Raw genomic sequence first — 18,270 nt, forward strand, 5'->3', positions numbered from 1 at the left:
TTCCTTCTATATATCAAGTGAAGTTAAACGACTGTACTTAGCAGCAAAATAAAGATCAGTCCAACGACAGACAATAGTGTTTCCATAACGGTCCACGTTTTCAATGTTTGAGAGACGCTCATATTAAAGAATTCCTTGATCATCCAGAAGCCTGCGTCATTCACATGGGACAGCACAAGCGAGCCTGCACCGGTAGCCAGTACAACCAACTCGATATTGGCACCTGGGGTGAGCGCGAGAACTGGAGCCACAATACCCGCTGCTGTTGTCATCGCGACCGTTGCTGAACCCGTAGCAACCCGTATCAGTGCAGCGACAAGCCAGGCAAATAGAATGACGTTAATATTCGCATGTGTGGCCACTTCAGCAATGGCATTCCCTACACCACTATTGATGAGCACCTGCTTGAACGCACCACCTCCGCCAATAATGAGGATGATCGTTGCCGTAGGCGCCAGACATTCACTGGTAAAACGGGAGATGTCATGTTTGTTGAAGCCGCGTGAGAATCCGAGTGAAAAGAGGGCAAACACAACAGAGATCAGCAAGGCTATAATTTCATGTCCGATGAATTCACAGAAAACCGTAAATCCGCTTGTAGCATCTGGGTCCACAATATTGGCGATGGAACCAATGAGCATCAGAATGACTGGCAGCAAGATTGTAAACAGGGTTATTCCGAACCCGGGTAAGCTGTTACTTTTTTTCGTAGCAAATTGTTCAGCCAGCTCCGCTGGCGGCTCGGTATGTATTCGTTTACCGATAAATTTACCGAACAGGGGACCCGCGATAATGGCTGTTGGGATACCTACAATAAGGGAGTACAGGATCGTTTTACCCAAATCGGCGCTGAACGCTTCGATGGCAATCATGGGAGCCGGATGAGGTGGAACCAGACCATGTACTGTAGAGAGACCTGCCAAAATTGGAATACCGATCTGTAGCAGTGACATATTGGTTTTACGCGCAACGGTGAAAATGATCGGAATTAGCAGAATGACGCCGACTTCGAAGAAAACGGGAATACCGACGATAAATCCAACGATCATCATCGCCCAGTGCACACGTTTCACACCAAAACGATCCACAAGCGTAGTAGCAATTCGTTCAGCACCGCCGGATTCGGCCATCATCTTACCGAGCATGGTACCCAGTCCGATAACGATGGCGATCGTTCCGAGTGTACCGCCAAGTCCTCCCGTAATGGAAGTAATGACATCCGCAGGTTTCATGCCTGCAAGTAAACCAAGCATTAATGCTGATAGCAAAAGAGTAATGAAGGGATTCCATTTGTACTTGGAAATTAGTACGATCAGAAATACAATCGCAATCAATGTCCAGATCAGCAATGTTGCATTATGGGTTAATCCAAAAAGAGTGCTCATGAGGTATGCTCCTTTTATGTGATATATAACGCTTACAAGTGAGATAAACATCGGACAGTGAAACGGTGACTTTATGAATCATTTACATGGGGTGAGTGTGGATCACCCTTAATATGCCCAAAAAATGAAACAAAATCGCATTTTGTATACTTGTCGACAAGTTAAGACGCAATCATTCACAATGGATATGATTGCGCAGCCCTAACACTATGGATGAACAACCTAAAGGTGAATGGAAATTCATCATAGCGATGTTAAGAATCAAAGCTTTCATTCAATGTCTTGCCTGAATCCTGGAAATAGGTGCGAACTCCAGTCTGAATCCGTGCTTTGTCACCCGATTCAAGCGCCTCAATCAGCAAACGGTGTTTGTTAATTACAGCGCTTACCTTCTGCTCACCCTGAACAAATACCCTGCGGGTCGTCAGCAGCATGACGGTCATAACGACATAACGAATGCTTCTCCATAGATGTAAAATACGGGCATGCTGGGCAGCTTCGATAATACTCTCGTGAAAAGTCAGATCCTGATAAGCGAATTCGACCGCATCCTGATGACGACCGGCGAGTTCCATCTTGTCCAATACGTTGTGTAGCTGTGTAAGCAATGGTGCTGGAACATTACTTGCGAGTCGCTGCTGTACAAAACTCTCAATTAGAAAACGGACGTCATACAATTCCTCGACATCCTTAATTTTCAATCCCAGAACGACCACGCCCATGCGCTCCAGCCGGATAAGCCCTTCATTCGATAAAGTTCTTAATGCTTCACGTACAGGTGATCGACTGCTGTCAAAATCAGCGGCAATTCGATTTTCTGACAAAATCTCTCCAGGGCGAAGGGTTCCGCTGATGATCCGCAGCCTTAATTCGCAGGCAATCGCTTCCCCGCGGGAAGCTCCCTGAAGCCAGGAAGAAGGAAATAGCATATTGGCTAACGCTCCTATTGTAAGTAATCAGTTCAATACTGATCATATCACAACTATTTTATGGGGTAAGCATTTTGCCCCAATCCGGAGAACAATGGAGACGCCAGAATGCAATCTTCATGTTTAATGTCGTACAATATTGCATTAAAAATGGACTTTTCAAGGAGCTGCAGGGTGAGTTATCTTCCCTTAAGTATACTTGTATACAAGATGTGATTTTTATCCTACACCTTTCTAGAAAACTTGTAAACCATAAGAGTAAAGCGGATACATCAAATTTTAAATTCATGAGACTGTAGCTATATTGCCATCAATATCGAATAAAATTCTTTATCCACATGTGAATAACTTTATATAAGAGTCAAATACGTAAAAAGAGGGTTTTAGAGGGTGTGGATAAATAAAAACTAGGCATTATGATGGTTTAATCAGGCGTTGGGGATAACTTTAGAGAGTCCTAAATAGCGACTCTGGAAGGTTATAAACAAAGACAGGCATGGAGAACTTTCATGGGAGGTTCGAACAGATATCAAAAGGAGGAAGGAGTCGAGAGGCTCAGAGTTGACTTTTCCAGGTGTTCATGGTTAAATATATAAAGGTGTTTTCTGTGAAGATGAAAATGATTCATCACATAAGTATTTCCTTGTAAGGAGGTGCAATACATTGAGACCTACATTCAAACCGAACGTTAGCAAACGTAAAAAAGTTCATGGTTTCCGGAAAAGAATGAGCACGAGCAACGGACGTAAAGTTCTGGCTGCACGTCGCCTTAAAGGCCGTAAAGTCCTGAGTGCTTAATGCATGTGAAGACCACCGAGGTGGTCTTTTTTTTCTTAAATAGGTCATTTCAGACTGGATGCTCGTATAGGTCAGGTCTGAATTGGCTGCGCAAAAGCATCAGTACCCATCTATGCTCAACGAATAAGATGTCTGTTTTTTCGAAAACGTTCCTTATATAAGGATGAATGTCTGCTCGGTCCAAGCAGCCGATCAGCAATCATCCCGGATGAATGTCTGCCCGGTTCAAGCAGCCGATCAGCAATCATCCTGAATGAAGTTGCCGCCAAGACGGTTTATCGTTATTCAAGAAAGCCTATACTAAATCAGTAATGAGGCCTCCGTCAATAATGATGGTGGAGAACAGCAAGGAGAAGCGCCGTGTATAAAAGACTGCGTTTACGAAACCGGGCGGACTTTAGTCGCGTATACCGGTATGGAAAATCGTTTGCCAATCATCAATTTGTGGTGTATGGCTGTCGTCGTAAAGATACAGAACAATTCCGAGTCGGTGTATCCTGTAGCAAGAAAATCGGGAATGCTGTCGTACGCAACCGGATGAGACGCATGATAAAGGAAATTGTACGCCATCATGAGAAAGAGATTGTCACGCAGATGGATCTGATCTTTATCGTCAGAAAAGGTGCATTGGACATGTCCTATAAGGAGATGGAAAAAAGCCTGCTGCATGCGATGCGCAAGGGCTCTCTTTTGAAGTCGGGCAAGCGGTAAGCTTCGGTTTATTTGTCCTCCTAATTATGGTATGATTTACGGTGGAATGGAATGGTTAAGAGAGGGGTTATGAAGTGTCGCGATTGAAGACATCAAAGGGGAAGTGGATTCTCCTCATTGCAGTCATTGCAATGGTCACTGTACTCGCCGGATGTACTCCACAAGGAGCCGGGGTTACTACGGAAGATCTGAAGAATAGTGATTCTTTTTGGCAAGCCAATGTTATCTATTGGTTCTCACTGGCGCTCGATACATTCGCCAACTGGTTTAACGGTGAATATGGACTAGCCGTCCTTGTGATGGTGCTGATTGTACGGACGTTAATCTTGCCGCTGACCATGAAGCAGGTACGCAGCTCCAAGGCGATGCAAGCTATTCAGCCGCAGTTGAAAGAAATTCAAGCCAAGTATAAAGATACACCTGAGAAAGTTCAGCAAGAAACAATGAAGTTGTTTCAGGAGAACAAAGTTAATCCGATGGCGGGTTGTCTACCACTTCTGATTCAGATGCCGATTTACATCGCACTTTATAACTCCATTTACGGAAACTCGAGTCTGAGAACACATGATTTCTTGTGGCTTCAACTCGGAGCGCCGGATCACCTGTTTATTTTGCCCGTGCTGGCTGCCATCACGACATTCGTTCAAACTTGGATGATGATGCGTATGAACCCTGCACAGCAGGTTGGACCGATGCAGTTTATGCTTTGGGTTTACCCTATTTTGATCTTCGTGATGTCTTATCAGTTCCCGGCTGCATTGCCGCTGTACTGGTTCTACAGTAATATCTACACGATTGTGCAAAACTATTTCCTTTACCGGAATAATGATAAAGTCGTGGCCGAGGTCAACGTGAAGCAGAACAGCTCTTCCAAAAATGGAAATGGAGCTAAACGCAAAAACGGTGGCAAGGCAACTGTCTCTGGAAAAGGGTCGAAAGGGGCCAAAAAATCGAAATGACCAAAGTCATTGCGTCAGGAAAAACCGTTGAAGATGCTGTAAACCAAGGATTGGCTGAGCTTGGCGTAAGCCGGGACAAGGTCGAGATACAAGTGTTAGAGCAGCCGTCAAAAGGATTCCTGGGTTTGTTCGGGGTTAAGGCCGCCAAAGTTGAAGTGAAACTTCTACCTGTGCCTGAACCTGTTTCACAGCCGATCAAACCGGCCGCACATATACCTCAGGTTGAATTACCAATTGAGGGTGTGGCAGCTAAAAATCCCTATGAGGAAGCGGCTGCTTTCTTAAAAGAAGTGGCAGCAGGTATGGGACTGGATGTTGAGGTGCATATCAAAAAACAGCGTGACGGACATATCTTCAATATTGCCGGTGAAGACTTGGGCATGATTATTGGTAGACGTGGACAGACGCTGGATGCACTTCAATATTTAACGAACATTGTGGCGAACCGATATTCGGAAAGCTTCGTTCGAATCGTACTGGATGCAGAAAATTTCCGCCAACGTCGACGCAAGACGCTGGAGGATCTGGCTGAACGGTTGGCTGGACAAGCTATTCGCTCCGGTAAAGAAGTTGTATTGGAGCCTATGCCTCCGCTAGAGCGAAAAGTCATTCATGCTAAGCTGCAAAATAACCCGCAGATTAAGACCTACAGTAAGGGCGAGGAGCCTAATCGCCGCGTGGTCATTACGACGAAATAACATGAATTGAAGACGCAATGGCTTCCTGCCCGGTGCAGAAGCCATTGCTTTTTTCGTACAGAAGCATTTTTCCGAATATTTAAATAGTGACTTTAGAGGCGTTTGCCTTGACCCATTTGAAATCAATATGGCGTCCTGAGGGGTGCAATTTTAAAATAGAGCAAGGAGAGAGATAACATGATCAGTGATACGATCACAGCGATATCAACAGCTGTCGGAGAGGCGGGAATCGCAGTAATCCGGGTCAGTGGCCCGGATGCGGTGTCGGAGACGGAGAAGATTTTTCGCAGTAAAACCCCACTAACACAGGCAGCATCCCATACGGTTCATTATGGTCATATTATAGATCCGGGGACTGGTGAGAAGATTGAGGAAGTCTTGGTTACGGTGATGCGGGCACCGCGTTCATTCACTACAGAGGATGTCGTGGAGATTAGTGCACATGGCGGTGTGGTGTCAGTTAAACGTGTCATGGATCTGCTGTTGCAGCTGGATATTCGTCTCGCTGAGCCTGGAGAGTTCACGAAGCGTGCCTTTCTCAATGGACGGATTGATCTGTCCCAGGCGGAAGGGGTCATGGATCTCATTCGTTCCAAATCCGATCGTGCATTCTCGGTTGCACTCAAGCAAGTAGAAGGCAAATTGTCATCCAAATTGCGTGATCTCAGATACACATTGGTCGAGACACTTGCTCATATTGAAGTAAATATCGACTATCCGGAGCATGATGTGGAATCATTGACTTCCGATTTTATTAAAGAAAAGTCCAGTCAGGTCATGACTGAAATCGATAAATTGCTGGTCACGGCAGAGCAAGGAAAGATACTGCGGGAAGGGATTACAACAGCGATCGTTGGACGGCCCAACGTAGGCAAATCCTCTTTGCTCAATACGTTGGCGCAGGATAACCGTGCGATTGTAACAGACATTCCAGGTACAACCCGTGATGTTATTGAAGAATTTGTCACCATTAACAATATACCGCTCAAGCTGCTCGATACAGCAGGTATTCGGGAAACGATGGATGTTGTGGAGAAGATCGGGGTGGAACGCTCGCGTTCTGCTGTGAATGAGGCGGATCTGATATTGATGGTCATCAATGCGGCGGAGCCGCTGCATGAGGGTGAAATTGAATTATTGGAACAAATACGCGGTAGACAATCCATTATTATAATGAATAAAATGGACTTAGTGCCGCAGGCAGACCGTGATGTTCTGCTTCGTTATATTCCGGAAGAGCGGCTCGTTCCAATGTCGGTAAAGGATGATCTGGGCGTGGATCGTTTGGAAGAGGCGATCTCAACGCTGTTCTTCAGCGGCAAGCTGGAGTCGGCCGATCTGACGTATGTCAGCAATGTGCGTCATATCGCTCTGCTCAAAAAAGCGAAACAGTCGCTCATAGATGCCTATGAAGCCGCCGAACAGCTGATCCCCATTGATATGATTCAGATTGATGTCCGTCTGGCATGGGAGCAGTTGGGTGAAATCGTGGGTGATACGGCACATGATGCGTTGATCGATCAGATTTTCTCTCAATTCTGTCTCGGAAAATAACACCGGATAAACATACCGACTCTGAAAAGTAGTATGATAATAAAGTCCATCTGTGGATGGTCAAAGAATCCGCGAAAATGTCTGAAGTGAATAAGACTTGATGGCTTAATATATATCGGAATGCAATCCGGTTGTACATGGAGCGTGTTCAGCTTTTTAAATAATATTAGTTCGCGTGCGTGTATTAAGACGTGCCGCGGCAAAAGGGAGGTAAGTAGAATGGCTTTTGATGGCGGCAGTTATGATGTAATCGTCGTTGGTGCAGGACATGCTGGTGTGGAATCAGCACTGGCTGCAGCCCGTATGGGTTCTAAAACTCTGATGATTACGATCAATCTGGATATGGTGGCCTTCATGCCTTGTAACCCATCTATCGGGGGACCGGCAAAAGGACATGTGGTACGTGAGATTGATGCACTTGGTGGAGAGATGGGACGGAACATTGATAAAACCTTTATTCAGATGCGAATGCTCAACACGGGTAAAGGACCAGCTGTTCATGCACTTCGGGCTCAAGCGGATAAGTTCTCTTACCAGCACACAATGAAAGAAACGATGGAAAATGAGCGTAATCTGACCATGCGTCAAGGGATGGTTGACCGCCTGATCGTTGAGGACGGACAATGCGTGGGTGTGGTTACCCAGACGGGTACGGAGTACCGAGCCAAAGCCATAGTTTTGACAACAGGTACGTACCTGCGCGGTAAAGTTATTATGGGCGAATTGATGTACGAGAGTGGGCCAAATAATCAACAGCCTTCGCTTAAACTGTCGGAGCATCTGCGGGAACTTGGCTTCGAGCTGGTACGATTCAAAACAGGTACGCCTCCACGTGTGCATAAGGATACGATTGATTTTAGCAAAACCGAAATTCAGCCAGGGGATGAAGAGCCGAAGTTCTTTTCTTATGAAACGGAATATTCTAATAATGAGCAGCTGCCTTGCTGGTTGACCTACACATCTGTGGAAACACACCAGATTATTAACGATAATCTTCACCGTGCGCCTATGTTCTCGGGGGTTATTGAAGGTACCGGACCGCGTTATTGCCCATCGATCGAGGATAAAATTGTACGTTTCAGCGATAAGCCGAAGCATCAGATTTTCCTGGAGCCAGAAGGCAAAAACACATCGGAGTACTATGTACAGGGACTGTCAACCAGTCTGCCTGAGGATGTTCAATTGGCTGTTCTGCGTTCAATTCCCGGTATGGAAAAAGTAGAAATGATGCGTAACGGATACGCTATTGAATATGATGCGATGGTACCTACTCAGCTGTGGCCCTCACTGGAAACGAAACGTCTGCCAGGTCTGTTTACAGCAGGGCAGATTAACGGTACTTCCGGATACGAGGAAGCAGCAGGACAAGGCGTGATGGCCGGGATCAACGCAGCCCGTAAAGTACAGGGGAAAGATCCGATTGTACTTGATCGCTCCCAAGGTTACATTGGTGTACTGATTGATGATCTCGTAACCAAAGGTACGAATGAACCTTACCGTCTGCTGACTTCCCGTGCAGAATACCGTTTGTTGCTTCGTCATGATAACGCAGATATGCGTTTGACAGAAATTGGTCATGATATTGGATTGATTACTGAAGAACGTTATGCCAAATTCCTGGATAAAAAGGCAAAAGTTGAGCAGGAAGTGGCGCGACTGAAAGCGGCGAAAGTTCGTCCTGTCGAAGTGAATTCGAAGCTGGAAGAGATCGGCTCTACACCAATTCAGGATGGCAGTACACTTCTTACATTGATGCGTCGTCCGGAAATCGGATATGACTGGATTGAACAGATCTCACCTTCTGAAGTGGAACTGAGTCCAGATATGAAAGAGCAAGTGGAAATCCAAATTAAATATGCGGGTTATATTGAGAAACAATTGATCCACGTGGAACGTTTGCTGAAAATGGAGAAAAAGAAAATTCCGGATACGATTATATATGACGAAATTCATGGCCTTGCTATGGAAGCAAAGCAGAAGCTCGCTAAGATTCGTCCAATTTCGATAGGTCAGGCGTCACGAATTGCTGGGGTCACACCTGCGGATATCTCCATTCTGCTGGTTTACTTGGAGCATTATAACCGTGTAACCGCAGCAAGGGGACAATAATGGACGATATTCAACAGCAGCTACAACGGCGTCTGAAGAAACATGGACTGGAGCTGGATGAACACCAGCTGGAGCAATTTGAATTGTATTTTCAGGAGTTGGTAGCCTGGAATGAAAAGATGAATCTGACCGGGATTACCGAACGTGAACAAGTATATACAAAACATTTCTATGATTCGGTATCGTTGGCTTTTTATACAGATATATCAAAGGTAATTAAGCTTGCAGACATCGGTTCGGGGGCAGGATTCCCTGGACTTCCGCTTAAAATATGTTTTCCGCATATCAAGCTGACCATCGTTGATTCACTGAATAAGCGTATTGGTTTTCTGCAGCATGTTGTGGATACACTCGGTTTAACGGATGTAGAACTGATTCATGGGCGTGCAGAGGAACTTGGGCGCAAGGAAGGTTACCGTGACAGCTACGATCTGGTTACAGCGCGTGCCGTAGCCAAGCTGGCGGTGCTTAACGAGTTCTGTCTGCCATTTGTTCGTAAAGGTGGACTGTTCGCTGCAATGAAGGGCGGAGACCCACGCGAAGAAATGAAGGAGGCCGAGTTCAGCTTCAACCAATTGAAAGGACGGGTAAAGGCAGTCCATCCGTTCCAGCTGCCTGTTGAAGAATCGGAACGCCATATCATTCTGATTCAGAAGTTTGACAGAACACCATTTAAATACCCGCGGAAACCGGGGACACCCTTAAAAACACCTTTAATATAGTCTTGTAGGTTGAATGGTTAACTGGTCAGAGTATGGTGTGCAACATTGTAAGTCGTTTTAAAAGGTAAGCTTATATTTGATCGTTTTATTAATGAAGAATATAGAATAACAGTTAAGAGGATGTTTCACGTGAAACATCCTCTTTTTGTTTTTTAATTTATCATCGTTGTAAAGATAGCCTCTACACCTTCATTACATAGAACTGAGAAAAGAAAGTCCAGAATACATTTTTAAAGAGAAAAAACGATCCATGTGATAGATTATTTCTTGGTACAGCTATACTCCGGTTGAATGGATTGCTGCACCTGGAGAACGAGAGATCAATTAAATAGGGGAAACAGCAAAGCATAAGGTTGTTCTACAACCAATGATGGAGTGGAAATCGGAATTTAAATTGTATCCAACAAGTACAAAAGGTTGCTACTATGAGCAAGTGCTATGTGTAGAGGTGATTCTTATCTTACGGTGTGTGAGCAGTTATATGGCTAATGTTTATGTAGAAAAAGCAGGAAAATTAGAAGAGTTTAAAGAATAGGTAAACATAGGATTATAGAAGAAAAGATGATAGAATAGAAGTATCCGGTTCTGGATTACAGAGATCATAGATTATATGTATAGATAGATTTGAAGTATTATTGTATAGGTTACAGAAGGCGTCTTGGAAGGCACAACTTATTCGAACAACGACAGCATATGAAAGGGTCGCTTATTGAATAAGAAGCACCTGCAACTGTGCGGGAGCTATTACGAAACTAGGTGGTAATATACGGAATGAAAGAACAATTTTCGAAGTTGTTTGGTTTGGCAGAGCGCAATAACGGAGATGAAATTAAACAAATTCCGGTCAATGAAATTGTGAGCAGCCCATATCAACCCCGTACTATTTTTGATGATGATAAAATTGATGAGTTGTTGCAGACGATCAAGACACATGGAGTTATACAACCGATTGTCGTCCGCGTACGAAATGGATCATATGAGATTATCGCTGGGGAACGTCGCTGGCGTGCAGTTCGAAAACTTGGTTTGGATCACATTCCGGCCATTGTACGGGAATTCAACGACTCTCAGGCAGCATCCATCGCATTGATTGAAAATTTGCAGCGTGAGGGACTGACTTCGATTGAAGAAGCTGTCGCTTATCAGAAACTGATTGATTTGCACCAACTTACACAGGAAAGTCTTGCGCAGCGATTGGGTAAAAGTCAGTCAACCATCGCGAACAAAATTCGGTTGTTGCAGCTTCCAGATGGCATTAAGACTGCATTAATGGAACGTAAAATTTCGGAGCGGCATGCCAGAGCTTTACTTTCGCTTGATACGGAAGAGCTGCAAATGAAATTGCTCGGCGAGATTATTGATAAAGAGTTGAATGTTAAACAGACGGAAGCAAGAGTTGCCTTTTACAAGGAAGCTTCGAAGATCAAAAAGTCCAAACGTATCTCCTTCACGAAGGACGTTAGACTTGCACTTAATACGATTCGTCAATCCATTGATATGGTATCGGGCTCCGGTCTAGACATCAAAACCAAGGAAGCGGACCATGAGGACCATTACGAGATCGTTATCCATATCCCAAAACGCAAATAGCTGAAGCTTAAGGCGGCAATGGGCCGCTTTTTCTGTCTATAAAGTGGAGGATGTCTGAACAGCATAGAAGTAGCACCATGAAGAAGTTGATGTTTGAGTGGATGATAGCCACCTGCTTTTGTTAACTGTAGTTCACAACCTACAAGAAAAGACTCCTATTTTATTTGAGGTGAAGTAATTGTCTAAGATTATGGCCGTAGCAAATCAAAAGGGCGGTGTGGGGAAAACGACGACATCTGTTAACTTGGGTGCAGGACTGGCTTCGCTCGGGAAAAGGGTATTGCTTGTCGATATTGACCCCCAGGGGAATACAACCAGTGGAGTCGGGATCAACAAAGCAGATGTGGCCAATTGCATATATGATGTCATCATTAATGAAGTTCCACCTCAGGAAGCGATTGTGGAAACTCAAATTGAAGGCCTTCATATTATACCTGCAACGATTCAGCTTGCCGGAGCCGAGATTGAACTGGTATCCACGATATCACGGGAAGTTCGTCTGAAAAAATCACTCGCCATGGTGAAAAAAAATTATGATTACATACTAATCGATTGTCCACCCTCCCTTGGTATGTTAACGATCAACTCGTTGACAGCTTCCGATTCGGTGATCATTCCGATTCAGTGTGAGTATTATGCACTTGAAGGATTGAGTCAATTGCTCAATACCGTTCGTCTGGTGCAGAAACATCTGAATACCTCCCTGCAGATTGAAGGGGTATTATTGACAATGTTTGATGCGCGTACAAATCTGGGCATCCAGGTGATTGAAGAAGTGAAAAAGTATTTCCAACAGAAGGTGTATCAGACCATTATTCCGCGTAATGTGCGGCTTAGCGAAGCCCCTTCTCATGGTCAGTCTATCATTACGTATGATCCTCGATCCCGAGGGGCTGAAGTGTATTTAGAGCTCGCAAAGGAAGTGATTTCTTATGAGTAAGCGGCTTGGAAAAGGTCTTGATGCCCTCATTCCTTCGCTTTCAATTAATGACGATGATAAAGTCGTAGAAATCCCGATTAGTCAGCTGCGGGCAAATCCTTACCAACCTCGTAAAGTATTTGATGAAGATGCGATACATGAACTAGCTGAGTCAATCCGTCAACATGGTGTTATACAGCCGATTATTGTACGTCCTGTTCTGAGAGGTTATGAGATCATTGCTGGTGAACGGCGTTTCAGAGCTTCCCAATATTGCGGCAATGCAACTGTGCCTGCCGTAGTTCGTAATTTCAGTGATCAGCAGGTTATGGAGATTGCTTTGATCGAGAACTTGCAGCGGGAAAATCTGAATGCGATGGAGGTTGCAGTTGCTTATCAGGGGCTCATGGACCAGTTTGGATTAACCCAAGAAGAGCTCTCTGTAAAAGTGGGCAAATCCCGTTCCCATATCGCTAATTTCCTCCGATTATTATCATTGCCTGAAGAAGTGAAGGATCATGTTTCACGTGGAACATTGTCGATGGGACATGCCCGTGCTATTGTCGGAGTTAAAGATGAAGTCCTTGTTAAACAACTAGCAAAACAAACCATTGATCAGCAGTGGAGTGTTCGTGAACTCGAAGAGGCTGTTCAACAGTTGGATCGTTCCAAATCAGGTGAGGCCAAGGCCAAATCCAAGGTAAAGAAAAAGGATCCATTTATTGATACAGTAGAAGAGTCGTTGCGTGAACGATTTAAAACAACGGTGAAAATTAAGCATAACAAAGATAAAGGGAAAATCGAGCTCAATTACTACAGCAAACAAGATCTGGAGCGACTGTTGGAACTGTTGCAATAGTAGTCAGGATTCCATGATCCATTTACAACATGCGGGGCTTTTTCATGTGATGACATATCGCCTCTGTACCATGGAGAAACGATATGTCATTATTTGTTTTATAAGACCTACCCAGGAAGAACAATCAATTAGGGACAGGGGTGGTTGTGAGGTGGAGGGAGTTATCTATCTGGATCATGCGGCGACATCATGGCCTAAACCACCTGCTGTCGGGGAAGCCATGATAAAGGCTCTGGAGATTGCAGGGGCCAACCCGGGCAGAGGCAGTCATCGAATGGCTGTACAGGCGAGTCGGGTGCTATTTGGTGCTAGAAAGTCGCTATCCACTCTTTTTGGTATTAGTAATGCTAACGACATTGCATTGGGAGCTAATACAACCGAAGCTTTGAATCTGGCTATTCAAGGTTGGTTAAGAGAAGGCGATCATGTTATTGCTACCATGGCTGAACATAATTCAGTAAGGCGACCACTGGAGTACATGCGCAGACTTCGAAATGTGGAGGTTGATTATGTACCTGTTAATGCTGCGGGTGCAATCGATCTGACCCGGTTCGCAAGTATGTTTCGCCCCAATACAAGATTGGTTGTCTGCACGCATAGCTCGAACCTGCTGGGGAGTATTATGCCCATTGGGGAGATTGCACTGTTGTGTCAGAAACATCATGTGCCTTTGCTTGTAGATGCTGCTCAAAGTGCTGGAATTATGCCTGTGAATGTAAGGCATCTCGGTATTGATATGCTGGCCTTTCCAGGTCATAAGGGACTATTGGGGCCACAAGGAACAGGTGGTCTGTATATTGCTCCTGAGCTGGATGTGCAGCCGTTGCTTCATGGAGGAACAGGCAGTCAATCTGAAGCGATTGAGCAGCCGCTGGTTCGTCCTGACCGCTATGAGGCGGGTACGCCGAATACGGTAGGTGTAGCCGGGCTAACAGCTGGAGTCCAGCATGTGCTTGAGCTGAACCCTGAATTGATTTATAAACAGGAGTGGGACTTGACTCAGCATATGATGAATGGTTTATCATCGGTACAGGGAATTCGAATGCTTGGTCCTGAAATTGGACAGCCGCGTACCGGCTTGTTATCCTTTACTGTTGAGGGATATGATTCGGCGCAGCTAGCGTTTCAATTAGATCGGAATTATGGCATTGCTGTGCGCTCCGGTTTCCACTGCACACCTCTTGCCCATGAATCGGCAGGGACAACAGCGAGTGGGGCAGTCAGGGCGAGTGTGGGCTATAATACATCAAAAGAAGATGTAGATGCCTTAATCGAAGCGGTTATTGAATTAACTGCATCAAAAATCATATGAAGCAATCCTAATGAAATATGAATTTCCAATGCTTAAAGAGCATGGTGCAAGAGCGCAAAATGATGATTAATTACAAGGGTTATCTGGTGAATGATAGGTAGGCATGAGAGATCATTTGAACGTGTGATGGCTTAACTGGATGTAATGATCAATGAAGTGGAAGAGGCTTGATGCTACAGACGTTAATCTGAACAAACCAACAGAGGGGTAGTTGCACTACATGGCTGAATTAAATGAGCTGATTCTGGAACAGCTGATATGGATTATTGGCGGCATGGCTTTACTTATGGTGATCTTGCTCATCGTAAGTATCGCTCAGGGCGCAAAGTTACGAAAGTTGAAACGGAAATATGAAGCCATGATGGCTGGCAGCGGAGTGGAAGATCTGGAGTCACTGTTGATCAATCTGAAAATTCAGATGGACAGCATTGAGGACGAACATAAGCTGCAAACAGATCAGTTACAGGCTGTCATGCAGAAGGTGACCCGCATTCAGGGTAAAGTGGGCGTGAAAAGGTACAACGCTTATGGAGAGCTTGGCAGTGACCTGAGTTTCTCGATGGCCATGGTGAACGATAGCCAAGATGGTATGGTGCTAACTGGTATTTATAATCGTGACGGCTCCTATGTATATGCCAAACCTCTAAAGGGGGGAGAGTCCACGTATACACTATCCCCAGAGGAGAAGGAAGCCATTACTCTGGCACAGCAAGCAGAGTAGAGCGTGTGTGCCATTCACGAATGGCCGAGTATAGACTGCTTGATATAATCTCGGACATACGCATAACAAGACTGAGACGTGTATTCTGCAGAACAAAGTATTCCATAAAGCCGCCGACGTTAACGATACCTGTAAGATGGATATCGCCGACCGGCGGTAATTCTTTATTTACACCTGCACCCGGTTTGAGCGGTCCATTCACGACCTGGATGCATCCGACACTCGATGATTGTCCCAGGCAGGCATCAATGCCAATCACATAAGGATTGTGATGGGTGGCTTGTATTTTGTGAAGGGTGTCCTGCAGGTTCATCGCATGTACCGGTTCATCCAGGGTACCGTAGAGATGGAATAGAGGGCTGTCCCACTTGGCAAGCGACGAACCAACGAGCGGGCCGAGGCAGTCTCCGGTAGATCGGTCTGTACCAATGCAGACAACAACTACATTTTGCAGCGAATGGGCTTTATAGAGATGAAACATTAAACGATGAATGATGGCTGAGTGAATACCTGGATCGGTATGTGGAATTTTCAGACTGGTCATGTCTTGAGATGAAAAGGAATGCGAGATGGGATTCATAGGATCTATCCTTTCCCTTGGAATGGTAGTAACAGTATATGGAAGGATAGAACGTTTTATACTTCGTGAGGACAAGCTTTTTCAAAGGGATTGAAAGGAGCAGGACATGGACGAGTGGATAGATGATTGGATGCTGATTGCTTTTGATTCTACCCAGCAGGCACTGCGGGCAGAAATGCTGTTGGAGTTCGCCGAGATAGAGATTGATTTATTCCCTACCCCGAAAGAGATCACAGCGGGCTGTGCTCTATGTATTCAATTTCCGAAAGAAGATCTGGAGAGAGTAAAGCAGATCATTCGTAATGAGTTTGTGGAGATCCGCGGCCTCTATTTCAAAACCGCTGACAGCTATGATAACATACCCATGTAGAGGAGGTTTGATCTATGTTGCCATTTAAGTTGGCTTCAGGGGATGAGGAGACTCCGCAAAAGGTCTTAGAAAGTGCTATAAGCTGGACAGATAAATTATGGAACAAAGTCGCTGATGCAGATATGTGGTTTAATATTCTGTTCAGTTCGATCCGCATTATTATTATTTTCATTATTACGCGTATTGTGATCAAAATTGTATCACGTATTATAGATCGCACGATGGCACGTAAGCAGGAAGGCAAGATTCGGGTCAATCCACGCCGATTTATAACGGTGGGAGAGTTGATGAAAAATGCGACCTCCATAACATGTAATTTCATTATGATCCTGTTACTGTTATCTGAGATCAATGTGAAAGTCGGACCATTGCTGGCGAGTGCAGGAGTACTTGGACTGGCTATTGGTTTTGGTGCGCAGGGATTGGTGAAGGATGTTATTACCGGTTTCTTCATTATATTGGAGGATCAATTTGCAGTAGGCGATGTCATTCAGACAGGCACCTATAAAGGGACGGTTGAAGTCATTGGCCTGAGAACGACCAAGTTGGTTAGTTGGCAGGGTGAGGTGCACATCATTCCTAATGGTACGATAGCAAGTGTAACGAACTTCTCCATGTCGAATTCCCTTGCGGTTGTGGACATTCCCATGAAGGGTGAACAGACCCTGGACGAGTCTGTGCACTTGGTGAAACGGGCGTTGGCTGGAATTGAGGATCGGGATCTGAATATCGTTAAAGTACCAGACGTGCTTGGAATTCAGTCGATGTCTACCTCGGAATATGTGGTTCGCATTGTTGCTGAGTGCCTGCCGAACTCCAGAGCCTCTGTAGAGCGTCAAATTCAGAGTGATGTGAAGAAAGCAATGGAGTATCGTGAAATGAGCAATCAGGCAGCATTAGAGCAAGCAGCAGCTCAGGAGAAGGATGAGGGGGATGGCATAGGTGGAGCGTAAAATTTTTCAGCTTGGGGACATTGTGCAAATGAAAAAGCAGCATCCATGTGGCAGCAATGAGATGGAAATCATCCGGATGGGCATGGATATCCGCATCAAGTGTGTAGGGTGTAAACATAGCGTTCTAATTCCTAGAGCGAAATTCGAAAAAAACATGAAAAAGGTACTTCGCTCGTCAGAGGATTTGGCTGAATCCTAATGCAATAACGGTGTAAATTTTCACTTGTTGTATTGCCTATAACACCGTTTACATGTAGGTAGGGCTTGGGTATTGCGTTCTGTAAATGATCATGCTATAATCATTATTGCTGCGGAAAGGTACCCAAGAGGCCCAAGGGGGCTGACTCGAAATCAGTTAGGCGTGTCACAGCGTGCGTGGGTTCGAATCCCACCCTTTCCGCCACTAATCAATCAGTTTAGTGAAACTATAAATGAATCAACGTGAGTTGAGATCTATATATGAAAGAAGACCTTCCAGTTGGGAGGTCTTTTTATTTGTGATTCATTGTCTAATAAACAGTCGAATTGAAAAAAACAAAGAGCCCCTAAGGGCTCTTCATTCGGCGGTGCATTCGGTTTGTTAGGAAACAATCGGTCGTAACGATCAAGAAACCTGGCGTACGTACTGCTATTGCAATACTCGTGCTTCAGACAAGGCCTTTCACACAACCATCTTGCTTCTTAAATTACGTGATGAATCTCCAACAGTGAATGTTCGGCTTCGTTGTCCAACGGAACCACACCTCTCTCGTGCACCGCCTGATTGTATTATGTGCATTAGTACGTTTTATATACAGCATTTTGAAAAAATTCTTTGCGATTAGTGAACGCGGGCCTTGGTCAGCTTTTTCCACTTGCGATTTTGGTTGCTCGTTTCAGGGAAGCTTTCACCCTTTTGCAGGGTTATCCGTTTCGGATTGTTAATCTCTGTATGAAAGCTTTTCTCGCCAACCTCAGTGTATTCCCCATCGTTTGGAGCTTTGTCTCCTGGTTCAAACTCAGTTTTTTCGCCCATGATAAAACCTCCTTGGCATAATGGATTTCAATGCTGCTTCTGTAGTGTGCTCCATTGGAGTTATGATCATGTGTAATAAGAAGAGG

Annotated in this window: 19 protein-coding genes and 1 tRNA gene; 16 read left to right on the plus strand and 4 right to left on the minus strand. The window is 44.9% G+C overall.

What is annotated here, in order from left to right:
* Positions 1-23 precede the first annotated feature (23 nt).
* Together PPA03S_RS26340 and PPA03S_RS26345 are read right to left on the minus strand one after the other, a co-directional pair.
* On the minus strand, positions 24-1,385 hold the full coding sequence (locus PPA03S_RS26340; protein WP_062327673.1) for a GntP family permease: 1,362 nt from the start codon (positions 1,383-1,385) through the stop codon (positions 24-26).
* Between the two features lie 254 nt (positions 1,386-1,639).
* Positions 1,640-2,314: a GntR family transcriptional regulator gene (locus PPA03S_RS26345; RefSeq protein WP_062327676.1), complete on the minus strand. Its 675-nt coding sequence runs from the start codon at positions 2,312-2,314 to the stop codon at positions 1,640-1,642.
* A gap of 663 nt (positions 2,315-2,977) precedes the next feature.
* Here PPA03S_RS26345 and rpmH point away from each other — a divergent pair.
* From rpmH to PPA03S_RS26410, 12 genes are all read left to right on the plus strand, one after another.
* Positions 2,978-3,112 carry a 50S ribosomal protein L34 gene (rpmH, locus tag PPA03S_RS26355; protein WP_024629517.1) on the plus strand — a complete coding sequence of 45 codons (135 nt, stop codon included), beginning with the start codon at positions 2,978-2,980 and terminating at the stop codon, positions 3,110-3,112.
* Positions 3,113-3,472: 360 nt separating this feature from the next.
* The gene (rnpA, locus tag PPA03S_RS26360; protein WP_053781949.1) at positions 3,473-3,823 is read left to right on the plus strand and encodes a ribonuclease P protein component; all 351 of its coding nucleotides are present in this window, start codon (positions 3,473-3,475) and stop codon (positions 3,821-3,823) included.
* Positions 3,824-3,897: 74 nt separating this feature from the next.
* Positions 3,898-4,782, plus strand: a complete 885-nt coding sequence (locus PPA03S_RS26365; protein WP_062327681.1) for a YidC/Oxa1 family membrane protein insertase — start codon at positions 3,898-3,900, stop codon at positions 4,780-4,782.
* A complete protein-coding gene (jag, locus tag PPA03S_RS26370; protein ID WP_062327684.1) occupies positions 4,779-5,480 on the plus strand; it encodes an RNA-binding cell elongation regulator Jag/EloR in 702 nt (233 codons plus the stop codon). Before PPA03S_RS26365 ends, jag begins: the two co-directional genes overlap by 4 nt.
* Positions 5,481-5,657: 177 nt before the next feature.
* Positions 5,658-7,034: a tRNA uridine-5-carboxymethylaminomethyl(34) synthesis GTPase MnmE gene (gene mnmE / locus PPA03S_RS26375; protein WP_062327686.1), complete on the plus strand. Its 1,377-nt coding sequence runs from the start codon at positions 5,658-5,660 to the stop codon at positions 7,032-7,034.
* Between the two features lie 219 nt (positions 7,035-7,253).
* A complete protein-coding gene (gene mnmG / locus PPA03S_RS26380) occupies positions 7,254-9,143 on the plus strand; it encodes a tRNA uridine-5-carboxymethylaminomethyl(34) synthesis enzyme MnmG (protein WP_062327689.1) in 1,890 nt (629 codons plus the stop codon).
* Positions 9,143-9,865, plus strand: a complete 723-nt coding sequence (gene rsmG, locus PPA03S_RS26385) for a 16S rRNA (guanine(527)-N(7))-methyltransferase RsmG (RefSeq protein WP_062327691.1) — start codon at positions 9,143-9,145, stop codon at positions 9,863-9,865. Before mnmG ends, rsmG begins: the two co-directional genes overlap by 1 nt.
* A 771-nt stretch (positions 9,866-10,636) precedes the next feature.
* A complete protein-coding gene (gene noc / locus PPA03S_RS26390) occupies positions 10,637-11,455 on the plus strand; it encodes a nucleoid occlusion protein (protein ID WP_062327693.1) in 819 nt (272 codons plus the stop codon).
* A gap of 178 nt (positions 11,456-11,633) precedes the next feature.
* Complete coding sequence (locus tag PPA03S_RS26395; RefSeq protein WP_024629525.1) at positions 11,634-12,395, plus strand: ParA family protein; 762 nt, start codon at positions 11,634-11,636, stop codon at positions 12,393-12,395.
* Positions 12,388-13,233 carry a ParB/RepB/Spo0J family partition protein gene (locus PPA03S_RS26400; RefSeq protein WP_062327695.1) on the plus strand — a complete coding sequence of 282 codons (846 nt, stop codon included), beginning with the start codon at positions 12,388-12,390 and terminating at the stop codon, positions 13,231-13,233. Before PPA03S_RS26395 ends, PPA03S_RS26400 begins: the two co-directional genes overlap by 8 nt.
* Positions 13,234-13,384: 151 nt before the next feature.
* Complete coding sequence (locus tag PPA03S_RS26405; RefSeq protein ID WP_062327697.1) at positions 13,385-14,545, plus strand: aminotransferase class V-fold PLP-dependent enzyme; 1,161 nt, start codon at positions 13,385-13,387, stop codon at positions 14,543-14,545.
* Between the two features lie 220 nt (positions 14,546-14,765).
* Positions 14,766-15,266, plus strand: a complete 501-nt coding sequence (locus tag PPA03S_RS26410) for a DUF4446 family protein (protein ID WP_062327699.1) — start codon at positions 14,766-14,768, stop codon at positions 15,264-15,266.
* Here PPA03S_RS26410 and yyaC read toward each other — a convergent pair.
* Positions 15,241-15,846 (minus strand): spore protease YyaC, encoded by a 606-nt coding sequence (gene yyaC / locus PPA03S_RS26415; protein ID WP_062327701.1) that lies wholly within the window; start codon positions 15,844-15,846, stop codon positions 15,241-15,243. The two genes, PPA03S_RS26410 and yyaC, sit on opposite strands and share 26 nt — an antisense overlap.
* A 106-nt stretch (positions 15,847-15,952) precedes the next feature.
* On the opposite strand from yyaC, the gene PPA03S_RS26420 reads away from it, so the two are divergent.
* The 4 genes from PPA03S_RS26420 (at position 15,953) to PPA03S_RS26435 (ending at position 17,572) form a co-directional block, all read left to right on the plus strand.
* On the plus strand, positions 15,953-16,216 hold the full coding sequence (locus PPA03S_RS26420) for a putative Se/S carrier protein (protein ID WP_029880815.1): 264 nt from the start codon (positions 15,953-15,955) through the stop codon (positions 16,214-16,216).
* 14 nt (positions 16,217-16,230) lie between these two features.
* Complete coding sequence (locus PPA03S_RS26425; RefSeq protein ID WP_062327703.1) at positions 16,231-17,169, plus strand: mechanosensitive ion channel family protein; 939 nt, start codon at positions 16,231-16,233, stop codon at positions 17,167-17,169.
* Complete coding sequence (locus tag PPA03S_RS26430; protein WP_062327706.1) at positions 17,159-17,368, plus strand: DUF951 domain-containing protein; 210 nt, start codon at positions 17,159-17,161, stop codon at positions 17,366-17,368. Before PPA03S_RS26425 ends, PPA03S_RS26430 begins: the two co-directional genes overlap by 11 nt.
* A gap of 113 nt (positions 17,369-17,481) precedes the next feature.
* A tRNA-Ser gene (locus PPA03S_RS26435) sits at positions 17,482-17,572 on the plus strand.
* Positions 17,573-17,989: 417 nt separating this feature from the next.
* On the opposite strand, the gene PPA03S_RS26440 is transcribed toward PPA03S_RS26435, so the two are convergent.
* Positions 17,990-18,184: a YjzC family protein gene (locus PPA03S_RS26440; RefSeq protein WP_062327709.1), complete on the minus strand. Its 195-nt coding sequence runs from the start codon at positions 18,182-18,184 to the stop codon at positions 17,990-17,992.
* Between the last annotated feature and the right edge of the window lie 86 nt (positions 18,185-18,270).

The sequence above is a fragment of the Paenibacillus pabuli NBRC 13638 genome (assembly GCF_001514495.1).
GTDB lineage: Bacteria > Bacillota > Bacilli > Paenibacillales > Paenibacillaceae > Paenibacillus > Paenibacillus pabuli.

Coding starts and splice junctions, on each gene's coding strand:
- PPA03S_RS26340 (WP_062327673.1), bottom strand. CDS start 1,385: ATGAGCACTCTTTTTGGATTAACCCATAATGCAACATTGCTGATCTGG.
- PPA03S_RS26345 (WP_062327676.1), bottom strand. CDS start 2,314: ATGCTATTTCCTTCTTCCTGGCTTCAGGGAGCTTCCCGCGGGGAAGCG.
- jag (WP_062327684.1), top strand. CDS start 4,779: ATGACCAAAGTCATTGCGTCAGGAAAAACCGTTGAAGATGCTGTAAAC.
- mnmE (WP_062327686.1), top strand. CDS start 5,658: ATGATCAGTGATACGATCACAGCGATATCAACAGCTGTCGGAGAGGCG.
- mnmG (WP_062327689.1), top strand. CDS start 7,254: ATGGCTTTTGATGGCGGCAGTTATGATGTAATCGTCGTTGGTGCAGGA.
- rsmG (WP_062327691.1), top strand. CDS start 9,143: ATGGACGATATTCAACAGCAGCTACAACGGCGTCTGAAGAAACATGGA.
- noc (WP_062327693.1), top strand. CDS start 10,637: ATGAAAGAACAATTTTCGAAGTTGTTTGGTTTGGCAGAGCGCAATAAC.
- PPA03S_RS26400 (WP_062327695.1), top strand. CDS start 12,388: ATGAGTAAGCGGCTTGGAAAAGGTCTTGATGCCCTCATTCCTTCGCTT.
- PPA03S_RS26410 (WP_062327699.1), top strand. CDS start 14,766: ATGGCTGAATTAAATGAGCTGATTCTGGAACAGCTGATATGGATTATT.
- yyaC (WP_062327701.1), bottom strand. CDS start 15,846: ATGAATCCCATCTCGCATTCCTTTTCATCTCAAGACATGACCAGTCTG.
- PPA03S_RS26420 (WP_029880815.1), top strand. CDS start 15,953: ATGGACGAGTGGATAGATGATTGGATGCTGATTGCTTTTGATTCTACC.
- PPA03S_RS26425 (WP_062327703.1), top strand. CDS start 16,231: ATGTTGCCATTTAAGTTGGCTTCAGGGGATGAGGAGACTCCGCAAAAG.
- PPA03S_RS26440 (WP_062327709.1), bottom strand. CDS start 18,184: ATGGGCGAAAAAACTGAGTTTGAACCAGGAGACAAAGCTCCAAACGAT.